Annotated in this window: 9 protein-coding genes; 2 read left to right on the forward strand and 7 right to left on the reverse strand. The window is 65.7% G+C overall.

The genetic code is table 11. From position 1 onward, the window contains the following. Positions 1-111 precede the first annotated feature (111 nt). From recD to ettA, 6 genes are all read right to left on the reverse strand, one after another. Positions 112-2319: an exodeoxyribonuclease V subunit alpha gene (gene recD, locus MJ205_RS09300; RefSeq protein ID WP_239812191.1), complete on the reverse strand. Its 2208-nt coding sequence runs from the start codon at positions 2317-2319 to the stop codon at positions 112-114. A gap of 11 nt (positions 2320-2330) precedes the next feature. Beyond that, a complete protein-coding gene (gene recB, locus MJ205_RS09305) occupies positions 2331-6152 on the reverse strand; it encodes an exodeoxyribonuclease V subunit beta (protein WP_239812192.1) in 3822 nt (1273 codons plus the stop codon). Then, entirely contained in the window at positions 6149-9742 is a 3594-nt protein-coding gene (recC, locus tag MJ205_RS09310; protein WP_239812193.1) for an exodeoxyribonuclease V subunit gamma, read from the reverse strand. Before recC ends, recB begins: the two co-directional genes overlap by 4 nt. A 136-nt stretch (positions 9743-9878) precedes the next feature. Then, on the reverse strand, positions 9879-10901 hold the full coding sequence (locus MJ205_RS09315; RefSeq protein ID WP_239812194.1) for a tripartite tricarboxylate transporter substrate binding protein: 1023 nt from the start codon (positions 10899-10901) through the stop codon (positions 9879-9881). A gap of 195 nt (positions 10902-11096) precedes the next feature. Continuing rightward, positions 11097-13136, reverse strand: a complete 2040-nt coding sequence (locus tag MJ205_RS09320; RefSeq protein WP_239812195.1) for a DUF1631 family protein — start codon at positions 13134-13136, stop codon at positions 11097-11099. Between the two features lie 63 nt (positions 13137-13199). Beyond that, the gene (ettA, locus tag MJ205_RS09325) at positions 13200-14861 is read right to left on the reverse strand and encodes an energy-dependent translational throttle protein EttA (protein WP_230778157.1); all 1662 of its coding nucleotides are present in this window, start codon (positions 14859-14861) and stop codon (positions 13200-13202) included. Between the two features lie 254 nt (positions 14862-15115). On the opposite strand from ettA, the gene MJ205_RS09330 reads away from it, so the two are divergent. Beyond that, positions 15116-16894 carry a DEAD/DEAH box helicase gene (locus MJ205_RS09330; RefSeq protein ID WP_239812196.1) on the forward strand — a complete coding sequence of 593 codons (1779 nt, stop codon included), beginning with the start codon at positions 15116-15118 and terminating at the stop codon, positions 16892-16894. A 115-nt stretch (positions 16895-17009) separates the two neighbouring features. Beyond that, positions 17010-18122, forward strand: a complete 1113-nt coding sequence (locus MJ205_RS09335; RefSeq protein WP_239812197.1) for an endonuclease/exonuclease/phosphatase family protein — start codon at positions 17010-17012, stop codon at positions 18120-18122. Between the two features lie 177 nt (positions 18123-18299). Here MJ205_RS09335 and MJ205_RS09340 read toward each other — a convergent pair whose 3' ends face one another. Then, positions 18300-18548 (reverse strand): hypothetical protein, encoded by a 249-nt coding sequence (locus MJ205_RS09340; RefSeq protein WP_239812198.1) that lies wholly within the window; start codon positions 18546-18548, stop codon positions 18300-18302. Between the last annotated feature and the right edge of the window lie 57 nt (positions 18549-18605).

Raw genomic sequence — 18605 nt, forward strand, 5'->3', positions numbered from 1 at the left:
TTCGCACAGCCACGCATTTTTTCGATGAAGCCCGCGCAGTCCATGGCCCCTGCCCATCGCCGCCGCACCGGCCCGCGTTGTCCACGGCTCCGCAATCTCCACCACCCGCTGCTACAGCTCGCCTTGCCGCAATCCGCTCGAGCGCCTCACCTGGCGTTCCGTCGCCTCTTCCAACACCGAGAAGTTACTGCTGCCGCCTGCCACCACGGTCAGCCAGCGCTTGGCCCGGGTCATGCCGGTGTAGACCAGCTCTCGGGTCATGATGGGCGACAGGCTGGGCGGCAACACGACGGCCGCATGGCTGAACTCCGAGCCCTGCGATTTGTGGATCGTCATCGCGTAGACGGTCTCCACGGCCTGCAAGCGGCTGGGCAGCACCCAGCGCAGGCCTTCGCTGGTCGCAAAAACCACGCGCAGCGCACCCGGTGCCATACCGGCCCCGCCGGTCTCGGGCGCCTGGTTCGCCGGCATCTGCACGGTGATGCCGATATCGCCATTCATCAGCTTGAGGCTGTAGTCATTGCGGGTCACCAGCACCGGCCGGCCGGCATACCAGCCGCTGCTTTGTGCGATCAGCTCGCGGTGGGCCAGCAGTTGGGCAATGCGCTCGTTGAGCCCTTCCACACCCCAGGGGCCACTGCGCAGCGCGCAGAGCACCTGGAACTCGCCATGCGCCTTCAACAGCCGCAGCGCCCATGCATTCAAGGCCTCGGGGCCGGGGTTGGGCGGCATCTCGCGCAGCACCTGCAGGTAGTGGCCATAGCCCACGGGCCCGGCATCGCGCTTGGCGGCGCTGTCGACAAAACGCTTGCCGCCGCCATCGAGCACCAGTTGCGCGAGGGATGAATGTGTCGGGTCCGGTACCGCATACGCGGCCAGATCGGGGTAGCCTGCCTTCAGCAGCGGCTTGATGGCCTTGCGCCTTCCGGCATTGACGACACCGGCCAACTGGCCGATGCCGCTGTCGGCATGGAAACGGTGGCTGACCCGCAGCATCACCACCGCCTGGTCCAGCGGCTTGCCTGCAATATCTTGCAGCTCTGCAGGTACCTGCTGGCCGGTCACCTGCTGCAGCCATTGCGCCGTCTCGTGCCAGTAGAGGCCGCGCTCGGCCTGGGCGCAAAGCTCCCCGAGCACCGCGCCGGCTTCCACCGATGCGAGCTGGTCCTTGTCGCCCAGCAGCACCAGACTGGCCTGCGGCGGCAGCGCCGACAGCAAGGCGGCCATCATCTCCAGGTCAACCATCGACGCCTCATCGACCACCAGCACATCCAGCGCCAATGGGTGCTGGGCGTCATGGCGGAAATGCCGGCTGTCAGGCCGGCTGCCCAGCAAACGGTGCAAGGTCTGGGCTTCCGACGGGATCAGCGGCTTCAAGCTCCGGGGCCCACCACCCTCGGCCGGCGGCAAGGCAGGCAGCTGCGCATCATCGAGGCGCTGCAAGGCCTGCACGATGGATTCGGACAAGCGCGCTGCCGCCTTGCCGGTGGGCGCCGCCAGGCAAATGCGCAGGGGCCGGCCGCCTTGCTGCAAGGCCATGCTCTGCAGCAGCGCCAGCAGCTTGACAACGGTGGTGGTCTTGCCGGTGCCCGGGCCGCCGGTAATGATCGAAAACGCGCTCGATGCTGCCAAGGCGCAGGCCATTTTTTGCCAGTCGGGCGAATCGGGAACCTGGTGCGGTGCCGGTGCAAACAGCTGGTCCAGTGCCTGGCGCAGCATCGCATCCTGCGCGGCACTGCGGCCCTGGCGCAAATGCTGGCTGGCAGTGATGCGCTGGCCAATGGCCTGCGCCACGTCCTGCTCGTACTGCCAGTAGCGGCGCAGATAGAGGCGATCGCCCTGCAACACCAGCGGTGTGCCACCCTGGCTGGGCTTGCCCGGTGCCGCCACCAGCGCGCTGGCCTGCAGCACCGACTGCCATTGCAGCAGGTTGACCTGGGCCAGCAGCTCGCTGGGCAGCGGCAATGGCGTAGGCTCGGTCGCGCCGCTGCCCTGCGCAGCAGTATCGGGTGGCAGCGACAGCGCAAAACGGCTGTTGTCCAACGTGGCTTGCAGATCCAGGCAGACATGGCCACGGCCCAGCTGGTGGCTGGCCAGCGCAGCGGCCAGCAGCACCAGCGGCGATGCGCCGGGATCGAGTTCATGCAGAAAAAGCACCAGCGCCTGGTCCAGGCTGCGCAGCCATCCATGGGCGGTCCAGCGCTCTACCGTGTGCAGCAGGCTGGCGGTCGCGCCGTCCGGCACGGCCGGCGTACGTACTGCGGATTGCTGGTGGGGCACGCCCTGCGGGGGCATGCCGTCCTCGGGTTCTGTCGTCATTGCATTCTTCATCATCGCGCAAACAGCGCATCGAGCGCATCCATCAGCGCGCGCGGGGGTTTGTCCTGGTAGAGACCCTGGTGCTCCGCACCCACGCCTCGCAAAAACCAGTACTGCACGCCGCCCACATCGCGCTCGTAGTCATAACCGGGCAGGCGCTGCTGCAGCAAGCGGTGCAGCGCATAGGTGTACAGCACATACTGCAGGTCATAGCGGTGTTGCAGCACAGCAGCCGCCATGGCCTGCGGCGTGTAGGCCGTACTGTCCGCGCCCAGCCAGTTGGATTTGTAGTCCATCACGTAATAGCGGCCGCCATGCTCGAACACCAGGTCCATGTAGCCCTTGAGCATGCCATGGAGCTGGTTGGGGAGCAGCGCCGGCCTCGGCTGGCCCGGCAGCACATGCTGCTGCACGAGGGTGTCGAGCTGACCGGTCGAGGCCCGGTTGATCGACAGCCAGAACTCCATCTCGACCTGGTAATCGCCCAGCGACTGCAGTGCGGCAGGCGTCTCGCTCGGGGCACCCTGCAGCAGCAACGGCGTCTGCAGCCATTGCCGGACGAAGCCTTGCAAGGGTGCGGCCCAGTCCCCCCAGCCGCGCACCTGGCAGCGGTAGGCGATGATGCCATCCAATGCCGCTGGTTTGCTCAGTACCGTGGCAAAACCCTCTTGCGCGCACCACTCCAGCAGGCCGTGCAGAAAGTTGCCCGCATCCGGGCCCTTGGGGAACGCATGCAGGCTGCCCGGCTGCGGCAGGCCGGGCGCGGTGGCTTGGGGCAGCGCTTCCTGGGGCTCGAGGTACTGGTCCTGCTCTGCGGTTTCGGGCTCGGCCGCAGTGACGGCTTCTTCGGTCCACAGCCCTTGCGAGGGGGACGCCAGCCCCAGCCGCTCGGTCAGTGCGGAGAAACTGGCGATCCACCAGTGCTCATCGGCTTGTCTGCGGGGGCGACGCGCCGGGTGGACGGCCGGCGGCCGCTCGGGCTGGTAGCGCTGCAGGCTGACCTCGGGGACCGGCTGCACTGCCATCTGCGGGCAGCTGCTGGCAAATTCCTGCAGGTAGGCATGCAGCGCCAGATCGGGCAGCTTTTGCCCGCCCGCCAGCAGGTAGCCGACAGCGCTTTTCTCCAGGCTGCCCGCCCGGCTCATGCCCTTGGCGAGCGGCGCCACGCCCAGCCACAGTGCGTACTGGGCCCGCGTCAGCGCCACATAGAGCAGGCGCATGTCTTCGCTCAGGCGCTCGTCGTTGTGGGCGCTGACCGCCTCGGCATGCTTGTTGTTCAGCTCCACGACCAGGTCACCCGAAGCAGCATCGTGGTACTGCGCATAGCCCCGGCTCTTGCCATCAAAATCGCGCCAGCTGCTGATGAAGGGCAGCAGCACCAGCGGGTATTCCAGGCCCTTGGACTTGTGGATGGTGACCACCTTGATCAGGTCCGCATCGCTCTCCAGGCGCAGGATCTCCTCCTCACCCTCGGGGCTGTCCATCTGCTCGGCCAGGCGCCGGATCAGCGCCTGCGCACCCTCCACCTCGGTAGAAGCACGCTGCAGCCATTCGGCCAGGTGCAGCACATTGGTCAGGCGCCGCTCGCCGCCCGGCTGGCCGAGCCAGCGGGCGGGCAGGTCAAAATCGAGCAGCCACTGGCGCAGCATCGGCAACACGCCTTTTTTCTGCCACAGCTGCTGCAGTACCCGTGTGCGCAGCGCCAGGTGCTCCCAATGCTGTTCATCATGGTTGAGCCGCTCCAGTTCCTGCCACGACCAGTCCATCGACGCAGTGGCCAGCGCCACCCGCAGCAGGCCGTCATCGCCAGGCGCATTGATGGCGCGCAGCCAGCGCAGCATGTCAGCGGCCTCGCCCGTCTGGAACACCGAGTCGCGGTCCGACAGGTAGACACTGGCCAGGCCCCGGTCCTTGAGCGCATCGCGCACCAGCTCGGCCTCGGCACGGCCCCGCACCAGAATGGCGATATCGGCCGGACGCAGCGGCCGGCCCAGCGCATCCGGCGATCGGCCAAAACCGGCCTGCCCGGCCCGGGCAGCATTGAGCCAGGCGGTGATCTGGCTGGCGGCCGACTGTGCCATGCGCTGGCGGTAGGCGGATTCGGCCACGCCGGTACGCGCGCTCTTGCCAGCGCCTGCGGCATCGCCATGCTCGTCGGCGCCATCGGCCTGCGCTTGCGTGCCGGCCTCCATAGTCCACAAGGTCATCGCCGGCGTGGTCTCGCCCTGCAAAAAGAGTGCGTCGCGGCGGCCGTTGGCATCAACGGCCACAAAGGGCACGGGATTGTGCTGCGCGTCCTCGCGGAAGCGAAAGGCCGCCCGGGGATGGCCCTCGGCATGCACAAAGCAATGGTTGATGGCCTGCACGACAGCCTGGGTGGAGCGGTAGTTGGTGCCCAGCGAGTAATGGCGCTCCTGGGTGGCAGCGCGGGCGCGCAGGTAGGTGTAGATATCGGCACCGCGAAACGCGTAGATCGCCTGCTTGGGGTCGCCGATCATGAACAGGCCCTGCGCGGGGTCGTTGTCCGCAATGCGGTAGATGCGTTCAAAAATGCGGTATTGGAGTGGATCGGTGTCCTGGAACTCATCGATCATTGCCACCGGAAACTGGCTGCGGATGCGCTGCGCAAGAGCGTCGCCCCCGGGCGCATGCAACGCAGCATCCAGGCGCTGCAGCAGGTCGTCAAACCCCAGTTCGCCACGGCGCTGCTTCTCGCCCTCCAGCGCGCGCTGTATGTGGGCCATTGCATGGCGCAGAAGCAGCGGCTTGAGCGGCGTGGCCGCTTGTGCGTCTTGCGCCACCGCCTCCAGCCAGGCGTCGATCGCAGCAAAGGCCGCATGCTCGGGCACCACGACCCCTTTTTTGGCCTTGATGCCCGACTGGCCGAAGGCCCGTATCTTGGCGGGCGCCAGCTCGCCAGCACTCCAGGCCGCCATCGCGGCCAACCAGGCCTCGAACACGCCTGGCTCGTCCTTCTTGGGATAGGTGACGCCGTTGAGGCCCGGCACCAGCGCGATGAGCAACGCCTCCAGCTCGGCCCGGTGCTGCTGCCACAACTGGCGGGCGGCATTCTCCAGCGCGCCATGGCGGGCGGCAGCCTCGCTGGCCTGGGCCAGCAAGGCCGGCAGGTCGACCTGGCCGGCAGGCGCCAGTTGCGCGCCCTCGTAGCGCCAGTCGGCATCCTGGCGGCTGAGCATGGGCTGGATGGCCTGCTGCAAGGCCTGGGGCGTGGCCACCACCTGCAGCAAGCTGCGCAGCGACGTCGCGGGCAGGTCGTAGAACTGGCGGCGCCAGTAGTCCTGCACCACCTGGGTCAGCAATTCGCTCTGGTCGGTGATGAGGCTTTGCTGGAACAGGCTGCCGCTGTCAAATGCATGTTCGCGCAGCATGCGGTAGCACCAGCTGTGGATGGTGGATACCGCTGCCTCGTCCATCCAGTTGGCGGCCTCGTGCAGCACACGGGCGCAGGCAGGCCAGCGGCTGCTGGGGTAATCGGCCCGCAGCGCCAGCAGCAAGGGGTCGGTTGCCTCTTCGCTGCCGCTGCCCTCCGGGTCCTGCGCGAACAGCTGGGCCGCTTCGGACAGGCGGTGACGAATGCGGTCGCGCAGCTCCTGCGTGGCGGCATCGGTAAAGGTCACCACCAGAATATCGGGCGGCGCCAGAGGCCGCCCAAAGGCCTGCTCTCCTCCATGCTGCAGCACCAGCCGCAGGTACAGCGCAGCAATCGTATAGGTTTTGCCGGTGCCGGCACTGGCTTCGATCAGCCGGCTGCCCCACAGCGGAAAACGCAGCGGATCCAATGCCAAGGTGGTATCGGGTGGCATCGCGCTCATCGCGGCCCCTCCCCATCGCCCGCACCACCCTCTGCAAAGCGCGCCAACGCCTGCGGATGCTGGCCATTGACCAGTTGCACATGGGCGAGCATGTCGCCATACAGCTGCTGGGCCACGTCCAGCAGACCGGCAGCCAGCAGCGCATCAAAATCCGGAAACGCCCGGGCCAGCTCGGCCGAGCGTTGCAGCTCGCCGGTGCCCCGGTAGCTGTCGTCGTACAGCGACGCCAGCTGCCCGGCCGATGCAGCCGGTGACAGGCTGGCGATGGAGGTACGAACCGCTGCCGGCAAGGGCGCGCGCATGCCTTGCTGCCACAGTGCCAGCAACTGGCGCCACGCCGTCCGGGCATCGCCAGCGGCCAGCGCGGGAAACACCGCAATGCCCGATTCGGTGCAGACCACCGTCGTCAGCGCCTGGCCGGCGTTGTGCCAGGCCAGGTGCTCCACCCAGGCGCGCACCAGGCGGTCATAGCGCAGCTGCTCACCGGCATGCAAGCGGCCGGCGGACAGGCTGATCTTGGCGGCATGCCGCTGGCCGGCGGCATCAGTCCAGCGCAGACCGCGCAACCAGTCGGCCACGGCCGGGCCCTGCGTGCCGCCGCTGTAGCGCAGCTCCAGCGCATCGCTGCCAGCCTGCGGCCAGTAGCGCAGTGCCGCTGCATACACCTGCAGCGCACGCAGGGCCGCGTCGCAGGCAGGCTCGAGCGCGCAATCGGCAAAGGCGCGCAGCGGCAGCCGCCCTTCCAGCCGCAGGCGCTGGGCCGCAGCATCGAGCTGCGCGCGCAGCTGGGGCGCATCGGCCGCCGCGCCGGGGTTGTCGCGCACCCAGGGCTCCAGCGCGCTCAGCAAGCCCGCCTGCAGGCTCCAGGCCTGCAGGCCGTCCGGGGCAAACATCTCCTCGTCCTGGCCGGTCAGGTCCTCGTCCTCAAAATACACGCGCAGGCGCTGGCGGAAGAATGCGGCGACGGGCTTTTGCGCAAAGTCCTGCAGTTGGCGCAGGTTCAGCGCTGCGTCCAGCCCCATCTCGGGCAAGGCCTCCAACGCGTCTTCGGCTGCCTCGGTCGGCAGGCCTTCACCGTGCACACCATGCCATTCCTGCGCATAGGTATAGAGGCCATCGCTGCCCGCCTGCGCAGGGGGCTGTGCGAAGTAGCGCGGGCTGAAGGGTTGCAGCGGGTGCTCCTGCGTGAGCGCGCGCAGCAGCGCCTGCCCCGAGGCAGGGCCCGACAGCCCGGCGGGGGCGCCTGCCAACTGCCAGCCCTGGGCCAGATGGTCGCGCAGCTGGCCGATCAGCACCGATGGCGGGCGGGCCGTGCTGTCACGGATGCTGCGCCCTACCCAGCTGATGTAGAGTTGCTCGCGGGCCGACAACACAGCTTCCAGCAGCAAGTAGCGGTCATCATCGCGGCGCGAACGGTCGCCGGGCCGGTACTGCTGGCGCATCAGGTCAAAGTCCAGCACCGACACCGGGCGCGGGTAGGCCCCATCGTTCATGCCCAACAGGCACACCACGCGAAAAGGAATCGCGCGCATCGGCATCAGGCTGCAAAAGCTCACGGCCCCCGCCATGAAGCGCTGGTTCAAGCTGCTGGTATCCAGGCCTGCCAGCCAGGCCTCGCGTGCCACACACAGCGGCAACGCTTCGTCAAACGCCGCCGCCTCGCATTGGCCCAGCCAGCGTTCCAAGCCTTGCAGCAGCTGCATCTGCAGCAGTTTTTCATGGTCGTGCTGAGGATCGAACAGCAGCTCCAGCACCGTTCGTGCCCGTTCCACCCAGGCGCTGGGCGTTACCTCCTGGTCCAGCAGACTGCAGGCTTGCTCCAGCGCGCGCAGCAGGGCCGCCAGGCCACCCAGTGCTGCGGCATCGAGACCGCCAATCTCATCGTAGGGCTGGATATCGTCCAGCGCTTGACCACGCCCCACGGCAAAGCCCAGCAGCATGCGGCGCAGGCCGAAGCGCCAGCTGTTGGTCTCCCCGGCCTGGGCCAGGCCAATGCGTGCGCGCTGCGCGGCATCCAGCCCCCAGCGCACACCGGCGCCTTCAATCCAGCGGTGCAGCAACGCCAGATCATCCGGGTCAATGCCAAAGCGCTGGCGCACCGCATCGACGGCCAGCAGATCGAGCACTTCGCTGACGGCAAAGCGGCTCTCGGGCATGGCCAGTACATGCTCCAGCGCAACCAGCATCGGCTCGCGCCCGCGCTGGCTCTGGTCGGCAAGCGAATAGGGAATAAAACGCGCATCGCTGCGGGCTATGCGGCCAAACACCGCATCGATATGCGGTGCATAGACCTGGATGTCGGGCACCATGACGATGATGTCACGCGGGCGCAGGCCCGGGTCGGCACCCAGGCGGGCGAGCAACTGGTCGTGCAGCACCTCCACCTCGCGCTGCGGGCTATGCGCGGTCTGGAAGCGGATGGAGCCATCCTGCGCCGGGTCCACCGCCGGCCACAGCGCGCGGCTTTCGGCCAGCGGCCGCAGGTCCAGGATGTCGTCCTGCAACTGGGCCAGCATGTGGCGGGGCTCGGCCTCGCCAAACAGATCAATGCGCCCGCCGTTGACCGGGCTCAGCAGCGCGGCGTACTGGTCAGGCTGGTCGAATTCGTCAATCAGGTGGATATAGTCGCGCCCCTGCTTGCCCCAGGCGGCCAGCAGCGGGTGGGCATGCTGGTGCAGGTCATCGTCGTGGATGAGCCCCTGCATGCTGCCCTTGCGCTGTTGCCGCCGGTACTGGTGGCGCAGCAAATCCTTGTCGGCAACGATGTCTGACCAGTGGTGGCGGCAGGGGTTGTGCACGCACAGCAGCACCTGGCTGCTGCGCGACATAGCAGCCAGCGCCTGCAAGGTCTGCGCCGGCATAGAAGAAATGCCAAATACCACCACCCGGCGCGGCAGCCCGGGCATGTGCCGGGCCTGGGGCGACTGCCAGTACTGCACGAAGCGCTGGTGCACGGCGGCGCGGCTGGTCTCCATGCCGGCAGCGCCCACGTCGTCCAGCAAGCTGCGCCACAGCTGTGCCTGCCAGCGCTGCTCCTGCTCCAGCGGTTTCGCATCGCCGCGCGCACTGCGCAGTTGGTCACGGCCTTCCGCCCAGTCGCGCAGCCAGTCGGCGCGGTAGACCTGGTACTGGTCGAACAGGTCGGCGATGCGCTCGGCCAGTTGGAAGCGCCGCCGCTGGTCATGGTCCTCGGCGAGAAACCGCTGCAGCGCGGCGAACGCAGGCTGGGCCAGCAGACCGGGCAACAGGCGCATCAGGCGCCAGGTCAGCGGCTGCTTGTCCAACGGCGAGATTTCGGGGACCTCGTGCTTGCCGAGCACTGCCCGGTAGGCCTGCCACAGAAACTGCGCGGGCAACTGCAGATCGACGGCGGCAGTGATGCCGCATCCTCCTTCCGCGACCGGCTGCGCCATCGACAGCTTGAGCCACTGCGCAATGCCATTGCTCTGCACCAGGATCGTCTCGCTCTCCAGGGGCCGCAGCGGGTAGCGCTGCATCCAGGCCACGACCAGGTCACGCAAAGCCTCCGGGTGGTTGCTGTGTATCACCATCAGGCCGGGGGTCATCGCTGGGACGGGGGAAGATTGCATCAGAGGGGGAAAGATCGGTCAGGCTGTGCCAGCTTGGGACTGTAACGCAGGCCCGGCCCACCGCGATTGCAAAGGTCGGTGAGGCCGATAAAAAAGGCAGCCGAAGCTGCCTGTGCGGAGGGGGAATCGGCCCGGCTCAATCCACGGTCGCGCCCGAGGATTTGACGACCGGCGCCCAGGCCGCCACTTCGGACTTGATGAAGGCGCCAAACTGCTCGGGCGTGTTCTTCTCGGCCACGGCGCCCAGCTTTTCATAGGCTTCCTTGACCTGGGGCTTGTCAAAGGCACGGTTCATCGCGGCGTTGAGCTTTGCCACCACTTCAGGTGGCGTGCCAGCCGGTGCAATCAGGCCGAACCAGGACGACACATCAAAAGGCTTGATCCCGCTTTCTTCCATCGTCGGCAGATCGGGGGCGGCGGGCGAGCGCTTGGTGGTGGTGACCGCCAGCGCCTTGAGCTTGCCCGCCTTCACATGCGGCCAGGCCGAAGGCATGTTGTCGAACATGAACTGCACCTGGCCGGCCATCAGGTCGGTGAGCGCAGGCGAGCTGCCCTTGTAAGGGATGTGCTGGGTCTTGAGACCCGTGCGCAGCTTGAACAGCTCACCGGCCATGTGGATCGAGGTACCGCTGCCCGACGACGCATAGGAGACCTTGTCGGGGTTGGCCTTGGCAAAGGCGATGAGCTCCTGCACATTGTTGGCAGGCACGCTGGGGTTCACGACCAGCACATTGGGCACCTTGGCGCCCAGCGCGACCGGTGCAAAGTCCTTTTCCAGGTCAAAGCGCACCTTCGGGTAGAGGGTCTGGTTGATGGCACTGGTGACCGCGACAAATAGCAAGGTGTAGCCGTCGTTCTCGGCACGCGCGACCTGCTCGGTGGCGATGTTGCTGCCGGCGCCTGGCTTGTTGTCCACGACGAAGGACTGGCCCAGCTCGGCGGTCAGTTCCTTGGCCATGATGCGTGCCACCACGTCGGTGGTGCCGCCGGCAGAAAAGCCCACCACCACGCGCACGGCGCGCTCGGGGTATTTCTTGGGGTCTGCGGCTTGCGAGGCCAGGGGCAGCAGCGCGGCGGCACCCAGCAGGGTGGCAGCCAGCACGTGACGGCGCGAGGGCATGCAGGCGGCCGCGATGCGGCTGCACGAAGAGGGGCTCATGGTGTCTCCTTGGCACCTGGACGCTGAGCACATCCAGGCGGTTGGCTTATAGGCTTGTAGCGGCTGCAGCCTGATGCGGCGGCAGACCTTCGGGGCAGATCACCCCAAACCGCAAGATTGTGCCACGGCAGCGTGCGCCTGAGACGCTATGACCTTTGCACTGCATGGAAAGGTCCGAAAAGCCGTACAACGATCTCAGACCGGCCGCACGGCCTGCTCTTGCGCCAGCTTCTCCAGCATGCGGCGCGTGATTGACTGGCTCGCGCCGCCGCTGGCGACAAACAGGAACATCGTCGAGCGCGCATTGGTCCAGCTCAGCTGTTTGGGCACCCAGCCACCGCCCTGGCCCAAAAACTCCAGCCAGACACCGGCTTCCAGCCGCTTGCCACCAATCCACAGCCCCACGCTGTCGGGTTTGGGCGCATCCAGCATCGAGCCGGTCACGATGATCGCGGGCTCATCATCGCCAATCGCATCGACGGCATCGGGCAGCTGTGCCCATGCCGAAGGAGAGGGCGCAGGCGACACGCCAGCGGCCGCCGATGAAGCCGGCAGGGCGCGTGCCACAGCGGGCGCCGGGTGCAGCCCCTCTTCCTGCACCATCTGCAGCTCGACCAGCGCGCTCGGCGCCATCTGCGCCACGGCGGTCAGCACCGGTGCAATGCGCTCCGGCATCCACCCGATGCTGGTCAGCCCAGCCTTGAGGCGCGTGAGCAGCGAGGGGATCAGCATGTCCGCATCGTGGTGCATGCCTGCGCTGGCATTGGCGCCGGCCAGTGCCAGCACATCGTCCACCGCCTCCTGGTAGGCGCGGTAATGCGATGACGAGATGCCCGAGCGCTCGGCCGCCTGCTGCAGCACCTTGGGCCAGGCGCCCGTCAATGCCGCCAGCAGCGCGGGATCCACATCAAAACTGTGCAGACTGGTCGCCAGGCGCAGCATCACGTCCGCCTCGATCTTTTCGAGGCTGGCCGAGGCGCTGTCGTCCGTGGCGGCTGGGACCGTGATCGGTGCAGCAGACGCCACGGATGCGCCTGCCGCCGGGGCCTGAAGCGGCACGGCTTGCGGGGTGGGCGGTACCGGGGCATCACGCTCTGCCTGCATCTGGGCCAGTTGCGCCCAGTCAGACTCGGGGCTGATGCTGATCAACCCTGATGCGCCCCACTGGCTCTCCAGCAGCATGCTGCTGGCGTAACCGGAATCATCGACATCCTGCAGCGCAGACGACAAACGGGGCTTGAGCCGCACCCCGAAGCGGCTGAGCGCCTGGGCAAAATCCTCGGCCCTGGGCTGGGCCAGAGCCGACAGCGTTTCTACGGTTTCGCTCACCAGCTGGGGAAACTGCGGGTCGGACAGCGCACGCCCCTCTTCCTTGAGCACGGTGGCCTTGTCGACGATGGTCTGCACCAGCACGCGCGCAGGGTGGTCGGAATCACTCCAGAACGATGCATCCTGGGCGGCCATGCGCTCCATCACCGGGATCAGGGTTTTGTAGGCTCTGACGGCACCCACAGGACAATGCGCGGGGATGTCGAACAGTGTCTTGATCCGCTGCACAAAACTGCGGGTGTTGTCCTTGGCAGCGCGGCGCTTGAGTTCGGCCCTGGCCAGCAGCTCGGCATAGCTGTTCATCGCCAAGGTCATGATGCGCTGGTAGTTCGTCTGCAGGTGGTCCGCCATGACGCCCACCATGTCCGGCAAGAACAGCGCCGTGGCGTCTGCAGACATCTCCACATCGCTCAACGTGGCCTGCAGGCTGTCGAGGTAGACGGTATGGTGCAACGGGTTGCCATTGCGCCAGTAACGGGTGATCTTGCGCAACGGGCGGTAGACGCGCTCCAGGCCTGTCAGGCTCTGCTCGGTCTGCTGCAGCAGGTTGATCTGCATGCGTCCCCACTCGATCTGGGCACGCAGCGCATTGCGGTCCTCGGGCAGGCCATCGGTCAGGCCCTGGCTGCTCATCTGGGCGTGGTAGTCCTCACGTTTGCCTTCGGCAATGGCAAACACGGCCTGGCGCAGACGCAGCGCATACGCGAGCGGCAGCTGTGCCTTCTTGCTGGCGAGCTGGCCTTGCGCGTGGCGCAACAATTGTTGATCTTCAGCGTTGCTGTAAGACGACAATTGCGCAGCCAGGGAAGCCAATGCAGCATTGACCATGGCGGCCATCAAAGGCTCCGCCTCCTGCAATGCCTGCTCCAGACAGGTGTCAAATACCGATACGGCCCGTTGCTCCACGCTTCACCTCTCCCAGTTAAAACGCCCGCCGCTTCTGTAAAGCGACGGGCGTACGGTGTGGGTTTACTTCAGGGCTTTGTAGCGCATCCGCTTGGGTGCCGCCCCTTCTTCTCCCAACCGCTTCTTCTTATCTGCCTCGTATTCCTGATAGTTTCCATCAAAAAATACCCACTGGCTATCCCCTTCCGCCGCCAGGATATGGGTCGCGATGCGATCCAGGAACCAGCGGTCGTGGGAAATGACCAATACTGTACCCGCATATTCCAGCAACGCGTCTTCCAGTGCACGCAGGGTTTCCACGTCCAGGTCGTTCGACGGTTCGTCCAGCAGCAGCACGTTGCCGCCCTGGATTAAGGTCTTGGCCAGGTGCAGGCGGCCGCGCTCACCGCCGGAGAGGTTGCCGACCTTCTTTTGCTGGTCCTGGCCGTTGAAGTTGAAACGGCCCGCATAGGCACGCGACGCCATCTGGAACTTGCCCACGTTGATGATGTCCAGACCACCGGAGATGTCCTCCCACACGGTCTTGTCGTTGGCCAGCGCATCACGGTGCTGATCCACAAAGGCCATCTTCACGGTCTGGCCGATTTCGACCTCGCCCGAATCAGGCTGCTCCTTGCCGGCGATCAGCTTGAACAGCGTGGACTTGCCTGCGCCGTTGGGGCCGATGATGCCGACGATGGCGCCCGCAGGGATGTTCATGCTGAGGTTGTCAATCAGCAGACGATCGCCAAAGGCCTTGGAGACATTCTTGAACTCGATGACGCGGCTGCCCAGACGCTCGGCCACAGGAATGAAGATTTCCTGTGTTTCGTTGCGTTGCTGGTATTCGTAGTCGCTCAGCTCTTCAAAGCGGGCAATACGGGCCTTGGACTTGGCCTGGCGCCCCTTGGCATTCTGGCGCACCCATTCCAGCTCCTTCTTCAGCGCCTTGGCACGGGCTTCTTCGCCCTTTTGCTCCTGCTCCAGGCGGTTGCCCTTTTGCAACAGCCAGTCGGAGTAGTTGCCCTTGTAGGGAATGCCGTGGCCACGGTCCAGTTCCAGAATCCACTCGGCCGCGTTGTCCAGGAAGTAGCGGTCGTGGGTAATGGCCACCACGGTGCCGGTGAAACGGTGCAGGAACTGTTCGAGCCAGTCCACCGATTCGGCATCCAAGTGGTTGGTCGGCTCGTCGAGCAGCAGCATGTCAGGCTTGGACAGTAGCAGCTTGCACAGCGCCACGCGGCGCTTTTCACCACCGGACAGCTGGCCGACAATGGCATCCCAGGCAGGCAGGCGCAGCGCGTCTGCAGCGATCTCCAGCTGGTGCTCGGAGTCGGTGCCGGCAGCGGCGATCACCGCTTCCAGCTGGCCTTGCTCGGCAGCCAGCGCATCGAAGTCGGCGTCTTCTTCGGCGTAAGCAGCGTAGACCTCTTCCAGGCGTGCCTTGGCGTTGTTGACCTCAGCCATCGCCTCTTCCACCGCCTGGCGCACGGTGTGCTCGGGGTTGAGCTGGGGCTCTTGCGGCAGATAGCCGATCGACAGGCCTGCCATCGGGATCGCTTCGCCTTCGAATTCCTTGTCGACGCCTGCCATGATCTTGAGCAAGCTGGACTTTCCCGAACCGTTCAGCCCCAGCACGCCAATCTTGGCGCCCGGGAAGAAGCTCAGAGAAATACCCTTCAGAATCTGTCGCTTCGGAGGAACCGTCTTGGTGACGTTGTTCATCGAAAAAACGTATTGAGCCATGTGTTCTTTTGGTAAATCAGTAAAAAAATATGCGATTTTTGATCGCGGCCACCCTGGGATTATCGGTGCATGCGACAATACCTGCAGTCAAAGGCTCCAGTTGCCTAGGACTTCAGCGCTTATGCTGGGGACGATGGACACAGTTCCGGGCTCCCTCTTTGAACCCATCTGCCTATCTGACTGGCTGCAATTATTCCAAAAAATTGCTTAGACGAGGCCGATACCCAGCGTCCAGGTTGGACGCATCTGATCCAATGAACTTTGAAGAACTGAATCTGGCACCTGCCATTGTGCAGGCTGTGCGCGAACAAGGCTACGACACGCCTACTCCCATCCAAGCCCAGGCTATCCCGCTGGTGCTGCAAGGCAGCGATCTGCTGGCCGGCGCACAAACCGGCACCGGCAAAACGGCCGCCTTCACGCTGCCGATGCTGCAGCGCCTGACCGAGTCCCAAGGCAGCCTCAACAAATGGGGCAACAAGGCCATCCGCGCCCTGATCCTGGCCCCTACCCGCGAACTGGCCGCCCAGGTGGAAGAAAATGTGCGCCTCTACGCTGCACACCTGGACATCAAGTCCACCGTCATCTTTGGTGGCGTTGGCATGAACCCCCAGATCGACCGCATCAAAAAGGGTGTGGATGTGCTGGTGGCCACACCTGGCCGCTTGCTCGATCTGCAGCAACAAGGCTTTCTGGACCTGTCCACGGTCGAGATCCTGGTGCTCGACGAAGCCGACCGCATGCTGGACATGGGTTTCATCCACGACGTGAAGAAGGTGTTGGCCCTGGTGCCCAAGGACAAGCAAAGCCTGCTGTTCTCCGCCACCTTCAGCGATGAGATCCGCGAGCTGGCCAACGGCCTTCTGAAGAATCCCCAGTCCATCCAGGTGACGCCGCGCAACACCACGGTGCAGCGCATCAAGCAGGTGATCCACCCGGTGGGCCGCGGCAAGAAAAAGCAGGTGCTGCTGCACATCGTGCAGGAGAACAACTGGAGCCAGGTGCTGGTCTTCACCCGCACCAAGTTCGGCGCCAACAACGTGGCCGAATACCTCAGCAAGAATGGCGTCTCGGCCATGGCCTTGCACGGCAACAAGAGCCAAAGCGCCCGCACCCAGGCGTTGGAAGGCTTCAAGTCCGGCGACCTGCGTGCGCTGGTCGCCACCGATATCGCAGCGCGCGGGATCGACATCGACGAGTTGCCCAACGTGGTCAACTACGAAATCCCCAATGTCTCTGAAGACTACGTGCACCGCATTGGCCGCACCGGCCGCGCGGGCCGCGAAGGCAACGCCGTGAGCCTGGTGTGCATGGATGAAGAAGGCTTCATGATGGACATCGAGCGCTTCACGAAGCAGGACATCCCTGTGCAGGTGCTCGAAGGCTTTGGCCCTGAAGAAGGCGAAAAGGCCGAGCCCATCGCCATGGGCCGCCAGACCATCTGGGGCGGCGCGGGCAAGGCCCCTGGCCGTGATGTGATGCAGGCAGCGGCCAAGGCTGCGCGCCAGGAAATGATGGAACGCGTGCGTACCAACAAGGTGGCACGTGGCCCCGGCGGCGGTAACGCAGGTGGTGGCCAGCGCGGCGGCAATGCCAAGCGCAGCCCCGGCCCACGCGGTGAGCGCGCCGAAGGCGGTGCTGATTTTGGCGGCGAAGGCATGGACCAGGCACGCCGCGAGCAGCGCCCACCACGCCGCGACGGCCGCCAAGGCCCACGCCACCCATCGGGTGAGGCACGCGGCCCACAACGCCAGTCACAAGGCCCGCGCCAAGGCGGCGCTGGTGCTGCCCGTGGCCCCCGCCAGGACAGCGAACGCCAGCCCCGCGCTGATGCCCACCTGGGCACGCAGTTTGGCGGCACGGTCGATGGCCGTGACCACCGCCGCAGCGGCGCGGCACAGCCCGATCCGATGCGCACCAGCGTGGACAGCATGGCCGAACGCGGCCGCCGTGGCGGCTTCGGCGGTGGCAACCGCAATGGCGGCGGCGGTGGTGCTGGCCGAGGTGGCCGCAACCACTCGTTCTCGCGATAAGCAGCGTGAAGTGGGGACGAATCCCAACTGTCATCGCTGATGGCAGTTGATTTGGACGCCCACTTCCGCTAGGGTTAGGCCGCATTCGAAAGCGAGTTTCATGCGGCCTTTTTCTATGCCCTCTTCCGCTGCCCACCCTGCAGCGCCCTCTTTGGCACCCGACACCTTGACGGTGGCCACCTGCAATGTTCTCAATCTGGCACTGCCTGAGCGGGAGTTCTACGCCAACCAGGCGCCCTACACCCGGGCCCAGTACGAGCGCAAAACACAATGGCTGGGTGACCGCTTTCAGGCGCTGAATGCCGACATTCTGGCGGTGCAGGAAGTCTGGGACGAGGCTGCCTTTGCTCAGTCGCTGGCCGCCAGCGGTCTGCGCTACCACTATGCGGCTGTGCCCGGCGCAGAAAACAGCGAGGGCCGGCCAGGCGCCAGCGGCACCCCGCGCGTGGGATTGGCCACCCGCCTGAAGGTGCTGGCCACGCGCTCGTTCACCGACTTTCCTGCCGGGCTGGGCCAGCCCATTCCGGGGCTGGGCGTCCACACGCGTTTTGAGCGTCCCCCGCTCGTGGCCACGTTGCAGATGAAGCGTGGCCAGGTCTTGACGGTGCTGACCTGCCATCTCAAATCCAAACGCCCGAAGTTCCTGCTCGATGCCAACGGCAACCCTCTGGAAGACCGCGACAACCCCAAGATTGCCGCACTCGCCTCGTTGCGCTCGCTGGTGATGCGGGGCGTGGAAGCGACGGCGCTGCGCTGCCTGGTCATCGACCTGCTGCGCCACACCCGCATGCCCTTGGTGGTGCTGGGCGATTTCAACGACACGCCCGACAGCGTCACCACGCAGATGATCTCGGCCAGCGCCGAAGTGGCCTATGACCGCAAGGCCCGTGATCGCGCGCTGTTCAATGCCTTCGATCTGCTGGGCGATGCGGCGCTGAAAAAAGACGTGGCCTACTCCCATATCCACCAGGGGGCGCCGGCCGTTCTGGACCAGGTGCTGGTCAGCGAGGAGTTCGATCCGCGCAGCCGCCATGCGGTGGGCGATGTGCGCCGCGTGGATTACTTCAACGACCACCTGCATGAAGGGCGCGACCGCAGCCGCTCCGACCACGGATTTGTTCGCGCATTGCTGCGCATGCAGGCGCCGGTACCTGGCGCCGCGCCCGGGGATGTAGCCCCGGATCTGGAGACGGCAGGCACTTTCGAGCGGCCCAGTGATGGGGCCTAGCAACATAGCGTCCAATGCAAACGACTGCAAGCCGCGCCGATTCCTCGCTGGAGGTCGGCACTGCGGCGCACACTAAGGCGGCGCATCAGCCTGCGCCAGTTACGCTCGGAAACTTATTGTTTCGCACCCATCCTACGTGAAAGCCGTGCATAGCTTTGCATAATGGCAACGTATTTTTCAGGAGGGGCGTGATTCGTCACGCACGACAATGATGATGAAATCCGACGCAGCATCCCCATCCATCCAGCGCACGATGCCCGCCTGGACCAGCCTGACCGTGATTGCGGCAGCGCTTGCGCTGAGCGCGTGCTCGAGCACGCCACTGCCTGCCTGGAACAGCACGCCGATAGCCGGCGGCCAACCGGCGCCGGGCACGGTCACGACCAGGCCGGCCAGTGGTCCCAGCCCCGTGCAAATTCCGGGCATCAGCAACTCCGGCGTGGTGTCAACCCCGGTTGAAACGGTGCCCCTGCAGGGCAGTCC

Origin of the sequence: Comamonas sp. B21-038 (assembly GCF_022387135.1) — a bacterium.
Classification (GTDB): domain Bacteria; phylum Pseudomonadota; class Gammaproteobacteria; order Burkholderiales; family Burkholderiaceae_C; genus Comamonas; species Comamonas sediminis.